Origin of the sequence: Runella limosa DSM 17973 (assembly GCF_000482465.1) — a bacterium.
Classification (GTDB): Bacteria; Bacteroidota; Bacteroidia; order Cytophagales; family Spirosomataceae; genus Runella; species Runella limosa.
Map to the genome: position 1 here is coordinate 1182389 of NZ_KI519420.1, position 6444 is coordinate 1188832.

The window sequence follows — 6444 nt, forward strand, 5'->3', positions numbered from 1 at the left end:
TGACAGGGATGTAACTTAATCATCTGGGAATATTCTTACTTTTAGCAAGAAATCGCTTCTTTTAATGCATTAGCCAGGTTGAACGCATTAAAATATAGAGCGGCTATTGATGCTCCAGAGGAGCTACATCTTAGTAGAAAAATGAATCAAATCCCCTCAAATCCCCATTGGGATGGCCTTCCCTCTTTTTTTCTACTAAGATTTAGCCTCGCTGAGGCTACTTTTTTAATGCGTTTAACTTGGAGATTAGCAGAGGAACAGGAAAAACCCGATTTAATCAGTATGAAAAGTTTAAGAAGATGCCTTTGGTTTGCACTTTTTTTTCACCTGACGTCCTTAATTGTTAGGAGTCAGGTGAAGGTAGCTTCATTTGATGAGTTTGCAGATTTTAAAGGTATTGGTTTATCTGGTTATCTAAGTTTACATGTTTCAGATAATCATAAAGGGTTGGATACTTTATGCTTGAGAACTTGCCTATTTATAAAGTTCAGGATTAGTAAAGAAGGTGAAATAATCAATATCTCAAGTAACGTAGGCGCTCCTCCAGTCGTTGTTGAGGGTTTTAAACGTGCGCTATTATCTACCAATGGTCGTTGGTCTCCTCATATGGTAAACGGGACTCCCATTGATAGTCCTTATTTTTTGCTTCCGATATACATTCATTTAAGGGCTTGCAAAGACGAGCAATCGAAACAAGATAGTTTCTTTAAGAATTTTACGAATAGCTATGAGTTTGACGATAAAACTACGCTTGAAAACGAGTTGTGTATTTTTTTAAAACCTGCTATGCTTGTAGCGCTTCATTAGCTATTATAACATTTTATATTCGGATGATATTCACCAAGCAAGTACATAACAGCTTGATAACCTAAGTGTTGACGCAGAACTGACAAGATACGTGAATAATGAAAGGGGCATTTTTTGATAATTTTCAACAAACCTGCTTTAACAGGGGCAGTTGTGGGAGACGCAACTCCTAACTTAAGAAGAATTTTCGATAGCGCGAGTGGGACACTCGCGCCATCGACTGCCATCAACTAATTCGACTCCAGTTGGTTTCCTCCTTCCTAAGCGAGTCGATGTGGGAACGAATGGGCTCGTTTTTGGGGAGTATCAAGTCGGGGTCTTCTTGCAAAATCTCGTCGGCAGCTTCGCGGGCGGCTTTTAATACGGCTCCGTCTTTGGCCAAATCGGCCAACAACAAATCCATCAAACCACTTTGCTGCGTACCCGTAAGGTCGCCTGGGCCGCGTAATTTTAAGTCCACGTCGGCAATGTCGAAACCGTTGTTAGTAGCACAGAGCGTATCAATCCGAATGCGGGTATCTTTGCTGAGTTTCACACCCGTCATCAAATAGCAATAACTCTGCTCGGCTCCCCGCCCAACGCGCCCCCGCAACTGGTGCAACTGCGACAGGCCAAAGCGCTCGGCACTTTCGATGACCATCACCGACGCGTTCGGGACGTTTACCCCTACTTCAATCACCGTCGTAGCCACCATGATTTGCGTTTCACCTTTCACAAAGCGCTGCATTTCAAAGTCTTTTTCGTACGGAAACAGCTTGCCGTGTACCATGCTAATGTGGTACTCAGGGAAAGTGCGTTGAATACTTTCGTAGCCTTCCATGAGGTTGTTGTAATCCAGCTTTTCGGATTCTTCGATCAACGGATACACAATATACACTTGGCGGCCTTTACGGATTTCCTCTTTTACCCGTCCAAACATAGCGAGGCGTTTTGTCTCAAAATAATGAACCGTCTCAATGGGCTTACGCCCTGCGGGTAGCTCGTCGATGATACTCAGATCCAAATCCCCGTAAAGCGTCATGGCCAACGTACGCGGAATTGGCGTGGCGGTCATGACCAAAATGTGCGGGTGAATGGTTTCGTTTTTAGCCCACATCTTGGCGCGTTGTGCTACCCCAAAACGGTGCTGTTCGTCGATGATACACAGCCCCAAGTTTTTGAACTGTACCGTATCTTCCAACAACGCATGGGTACCAACTGCAATATGGATGCTGCCATCTTGCAAGCCTGGCAACACGATTTTACGACCTTTTTTAGTGGTAGAACCCGTCAAAAGCGAAATGTTTATCCCTAACGCATCACAAAAAGGCTTTAAACCACGGTAATGCTGGTCGGCCAAAATTTCGGTGGGAGCCATGAGGCAGGCTTGCGCACCGTTGTCGATGGCCATCAACATCGAAATAAACGCCACAATCGTTTTACCGCTCCCCACGTCCCCTTGCAAAAGGCGATTCATCTGCTTGCCCGACTTAAAATCGTCGTGGATTTCGCGGAGAACTCGTTTTTGGGCGTTGGTTAGCCCGAAAGGCAGGTGGTGCTGATAAAAGGTTTTTAGCATATCAAGGTTGCCAAAAACCTGCCCAGGGTACTCGCGTTTTTGCAGAAGTTTATTTTTGAGCAACCGCAATTGGTTGTAAAACAATTCCTCAAACTTCAATCGGCGCAGAGCCTGCGTGAGCGCGTATTGGCTATCGGGCAGATGAATCCCCCACATGGCCTCGGCTTTGGGCAAAAGTCGAAATTTTTGCACCAACTCTTGCGGCAGGGTTTCGCGAAAATGCGGCGTGGCTTGTTCTAGCAAACTCCGCATGATTTTGCTCAAAAACCGACTATCGAGGTATTTCTTACGGAGTGTCTCCGTTAGGTTATAAACGGGCTGAAAATAGCCACCTCCTTCGTTTTCGGGGTTGATGGTTTCAAGATCGGGATGGCTAAAATTAAAGCGCTGCCCAAACCGCTGCGGTTTACCGTACGCGATGTATTCGCTCCCTTCTTTGAGGTGCTTGAGGTGCCAGTCAATGCTTTGGAAAAAGACAAACTCCACGAGGCCCGTCCCGTCCGTAAACTCAACGGTAAGCCTTCGTTTGTGGCCTTCTCCTATCACCGTCATGCTACGAATACGGCCTTTGAGCTGCGCAGCCGACATCGTATCATTCAGCTCGCTAATGCGCTGAAACGACGTTCTGTCCTCGTGGCGAAACGGATAATACTGAACTAAATCGCCAAACGTAAATAGTTTGAGTTCTTTGTTGAGCGTAGCCGCACGCGTAGGCCCGACTCCTTTCAAGAACTCAATTTTGGTATCGAAAAACTGGGTATTGGTTCGTTGACTCATAAGTGCAAACGCACGTTTTAAAGGTCTTCCATGTAGTCAGTAGAGCTTGGGTTCCGCCGTTCATGAAGAATATCTAGAATAATAATACGCTCAGTTTCTACATAAAAATATACTTTGTAGCTTTTCATTATTCTAGCGTACCGAAATATTTTCTTCGTCTGAGAGATTCTCGCAACGGAATGGAAAGTAGGTCGCTCACAAATATCTTGAACTACATCTACAATGTCTTTTTGGAACTTCTGACTACTTTGGTATGAATTTCCTTTTAGGAACTCATATATCTCTTTGAAATGGTCACGAAACCTTTCGGTTACCTCAACTGGATAAGGATTTACTTCCATTCTGCCATTTCTTTTTTAAAATCCTCGAATGATATGCGTTTATCTGTCAGAGCATCTTCTAAATGCGCCTCTAGCTCTTGAGAAGACAGGGCGTTTCCTCCAATAAATTCATCTTCCGAAATTTCAATTTTTTCGACGTGCAGCCGCTTGGCTAACTGAACGACAAGTTCCACATCTTCTTTACTCAGAATTTCTAATCTCACGACTGTCATGGTCTTGTTTTTTTAGTAAAAGTAACCTTTAAAGAGTATTTTTCCAACAATTCTTCGCTTTTGGTACTAACGTCCAAGCTCCTCCGTTTTCTATGAATCGTCGCGATGCCCTCCGCCAAACGGCGCTCCTAAGTGCCACTTATTTCACGGCTCCTTTTGACCCGTTATCCGACTCTCTTCGGCGAAGCTATCCGCTAGGTGCCTGCGATTGGTCATTGCAAAGAGCCTGTAATCCAGCCGTTTTTATGTATGCCAAAAAGATAGGACTGGACGGTGTACAACTCAGCTATAATTCTCGCTCCGACGAAAGCTACCTATTACGCCCCGAAAACCAGCAAGTCATGCTGGAAGCGGCAAAAAAATCGGGAGTAAAAATTGCTAGTTTGGCCATTGGCGAACTCAATCGCGTTCCGCTCAAATCGGAAGCTCGCACTGTCGATTGGGTAAGTGGCAGCATCGACGCCGCTAAAGCATTAAAAGTAAAAGTGGTCTTACTAGCCTTCTTTTCGCAGGGAGATTTACGCAACGACGAAGCTGGCAAAAAAGTAGTCATTGAACGCCTCAAAAGCCTGATACCGAAAGCCGAAAAACAGGGCATTACCCTCGCCATTGAGTCTTATTTAAGTGCTCAAGAGCACCTCGATATTATTGAAGCAGTGGACTCTCCTAACCTCAAAGTCTATTACGACCCGCGCAACGCCGCCGACGCAGGCCACGACCCATATACTGAAATTCCTTTATTGGGTAAACGAAAACTTATCTGTGAAGTACATCTCAAAGAAAACGGCGCGTTGCTCGGACAAGGTTCAATCGACTGGCCTCGCATCAGACAGCTGCTCAACGAAATTCATTTCAAAGGGTGGGCGCAGCTCGAAGGGGCTATGCCGCCAGGCAAAACGTTGGATGAAGCATATCCCCAAAATGTGCAGTACGCGCGAAAAATTGTGGGGTAAACGAGTTTTTTTCGCCCTAATGAAGTAGATAACAACCATTTAAAAATATCACTGTCAACCATGAATCGTCGTCAATTTATTGGAACTACGCTCGTTGGAAGTACGCTGGCTCCGTCGGCTTTTGCCACAAATGCTGCCCCCGTGGCTGCTTCGCCCAAGATTTTTGTTTTTTCTAAAATGTTCCAATGGATTGAAGACTATGACCAACTCGCCGCCACCATTGCAGGCATTGGCTTCGACGGGCTCGACCTTACCGTTCGCCCTGCGGGGCACGTCTTACCCGAACGCGTAGAGGAAGATTTGCCCAAGGCCGTCGCTGCGTTCAAAAAGCATAAACTTGAAATTCCGATGATGGTGACCACGATTTTGGACGCCGATGCGCAGTCGGAACGTATTCTCAAAACGGCCAAGTCTCTTGGTATCAAGCACTATCGCATGGGATGGTATCCGTACGACCTCAAAAAAGAAATCGCTCCCCAAAGCGTTGCCATTGGTCAACGAATCAAAGCCGTAGCTGCCTTGAACGAGAAATACGGGATGGTGGGTCACTACCAAAACCACTCGGGTAACTACTTTGGGGCATCGTTGTGGGATTTTCACCAGCAACTTCAAAGCATAACATCGTCGGCCATTGGCTGCCAGTATGATATTAACCATGCCACTGCCGAGGCAGGAGGTTCGTGGGAAACGGGGCTTCACTTGATTGCGCCCCACATCAAATCACTGGCCATCAAGGATTTTTACTGGACAAAAAACAATGGAAAATGGGGCAAACTTGGCTGTCCACTGGGCGAAGGAGTCGTCAATTGGAAACGCTATTTTGAAATTTGGAAGCATTACAATTTCCAAGTACCCATCACGATGCACTACGAGTACCCGCTCGGGGGAGCGGAAAATGGGGCAAAAAAACTCAGCATTCCGTCGCAAGACCTCATCACTGCGATGAAGAAAGACTTGGTATTATTTAAAGAGTGGGTCGCAAAGGTCTAACCGAAGGCTTTTTAACTTCGGTAAAGTTTTAGACCTTTGCCGAAGTTTTTGGCTTATACTATTTTCATGCACATCTTCATCGACCAACTTGGCAAACGTTTCAACCGCGAATGGATTTTTCGGAACTTTAGCCACCACCTCCAAAGCGGGAAAAGTTATACGTTTGTTGGCTCCAACGGAAGTGGAAAATCTACCCTTCTTCAAGTACTTTCAGGAGCAACACCCTCTAGCGAAGGAAAAATTAACTACGTTATTGACAATCAAACGACTGAAGAAGATAAGTGGTACAAGCAGTTGGTCATTGCGGCACCTTATCTCGAACTCATCGAGGAGTTTACGCTTACTGAACTCTTAAATTTTCACGCGGGTTTTAAACCTCTCAAACCGTCGATTTCGCAAGCCCAAATCATCGACCAACTTGAACTAACGGCCTCTAAAGACAAAGCAATTAAGTATTTTTCGTCGGGAATGAAACAACGCTTAAAGCTTGCCTTGGCGTTTTATTCGGATGTGCCCGTGGTTATGCTCGATGAGCCTACGTCTAACCTCGATGCACGGTGGTCGGCCTGGTATTTGGAACAAGTGCAACAGCTTTCCTCCAATCAATTGGTTCTTATTTGCTCCAACGTACCTGCTGAATACGATTTTTGCGACGAAGTCATCAACGTATCTGACTATAAGTCCTAAATGCCCTAAGTGCTCGTGGATTCTCAAATCCACGAAAGAGGTTTCTCAAAACCTCGTTAAATCTACAGCGCTTGGTTTTGAGAAACCAAGTGGGGTGGTTAGGAGTAACCACCCGCACA

General features: G+C 45.5%; 7 protein-coding genes. 4 read left to right on the forward strand and 3 right to left on the reverse strand.

Annotation, left to right across the window (positions count from 1 at the left end):
* Positions 1-78: 78 nt before the first annotated feature.
* On the forward strand, positions 79-807 hold the full coding sequence (locus K339_RS0114955; protein WP_028524317.1) for a hypothetical protein: 729 nt from the start codon (positions 79-81) through the stop codon (positions 805-807).
* 226 nt (positions 808-1033) lie between these two features.
* Here K339_RS0114955 and recG read toward each other — a convergent pair whose 3' ends face one another.
* From recG to K339_RS0114975, 3 genes are read right to left on the reverse strand one after another with little or no spacing between them, the layout of a single operon-like run.
* Complete coding sequence (gene recG / locus K339_RS0114965; protein WP_028524319.1) at positions 1034-3142, reverse strand: ATP-dependent DNA helicase RecG; 2109 nt, start codon at positions 3140-3142, stop codon at positions 1034-1036.
* 17 nt (positions 3143-3159) lie between these two features.
* Positions 3160-3483: a type II toxin-antitoxin system RelE/ParE family toxin gene (locus K339_RS38115; protein WP_028524320.1), complete on the reverse strand. Its 324-nt coding sequence runs from the start codon at positions 3481-3483 to the stop codon at positions 3160-3162.
* Positions 3474-3695, reverse strand: a complete 222-nt coding sequence (locus K339_RS0114975) for a hypothetical protein (protein ID WP_028524321.1) — start codon at positions 3693-3695, stop codon at positions 3474-3476. Before K339_RS0114975 ends, K339_RS38115 begins: the two co-directional genes overlap by 10 nt.
* Positions 3696-3787: 92 nt before the next feature.
* On the opposite strand from K339_RS0114975, the gene K339_RS0114980 reads away from it, so the two are divergent.
* From K339_RS0114980 to K339_RS0114990, 3 genes are all read left to right on the forward strand, one after another.
* Positions 3788-4648 (forward strand): sugar phosphate isomerase/epimerase family protein, encoded by an 861-nt coding sequence (locus tag K339_RS0114980; RefSeq protein WP_028524322.1) that lies wholly within the window; start codon positions 3788-3790, stop codon positions 4646-4648.
* Positions 4649-4708: 60 nt separating this feature from the next.
* Positions 4709-5638, forward strand: coding sequence for a sugar phosphate isomerase/epimerase family protein (locus tag K339_RS0114985; protein WP_051398023.1), 930 nt, complete (start codon positions 4709-4711; stop codon positions 5636-5638).
* Positions 5639-5704: 66 nt separating this feature from the next.
* On the forward strand, positions 5705-6325 hold the full coding sequence (locus K339_RS0114990; protein ID WP_028524324.1) for an ABC transporter ATP-binding protein: 621 nt from the start codon (positions 5705-5707) through the stop codon (positions 6323-6325).
* Positions 6326-6444 lie beyond the last annotated feature (119 nt).

What these genes read in the sequence shown, in the direction of transcription:
- recG (WP_028524319.1), bottom strand. Translation starts at nt 3,142, where the DNA reads ATGAGTCAACGAACCAATACCCAGTTTTTCGATACCAAAATTGAGTTC.
- K339_RS38115 (WP_028524320.1), bottom strand. Translation starts at nt 3,483, where the DNA reads ATGGAAGTAAATCCTTATCCAGTTGAGGTAACCGAAAGGTTTCGTGAC.
- K339_RS0114975 (WP_028524321.1), bottom strand. Translation starts at nt 3,695, where the DNA reads ATGACAGTCGTGAGATTAGAAATTCTGAGTAAAGAAGATGTGGAACTT.
- K339_RS0114980 (WP_028524322.1), top strand. Translation starts at nt 3,788, where the DNA reads ATGAATCGTCGCGATGCCCTCCGCCAAACGGCGCTCCTAAGTGCCACT.
- K339_RS0114985 (WP_051398023.1), top strand. Translation starts at nt 4,709, where the DNA reads ATGAATCGTCGTCAATTTATTGGAACTACGCTCGTTGGAAGTACGCTG.
- K339_RS0114990 (WP_028524324.1), top strand. Translation starts at nt 5,705, where the DNA reads ATGCACATCTTCATCGACCAACTTGGCAAACGTTTCAACCGCGAATGG.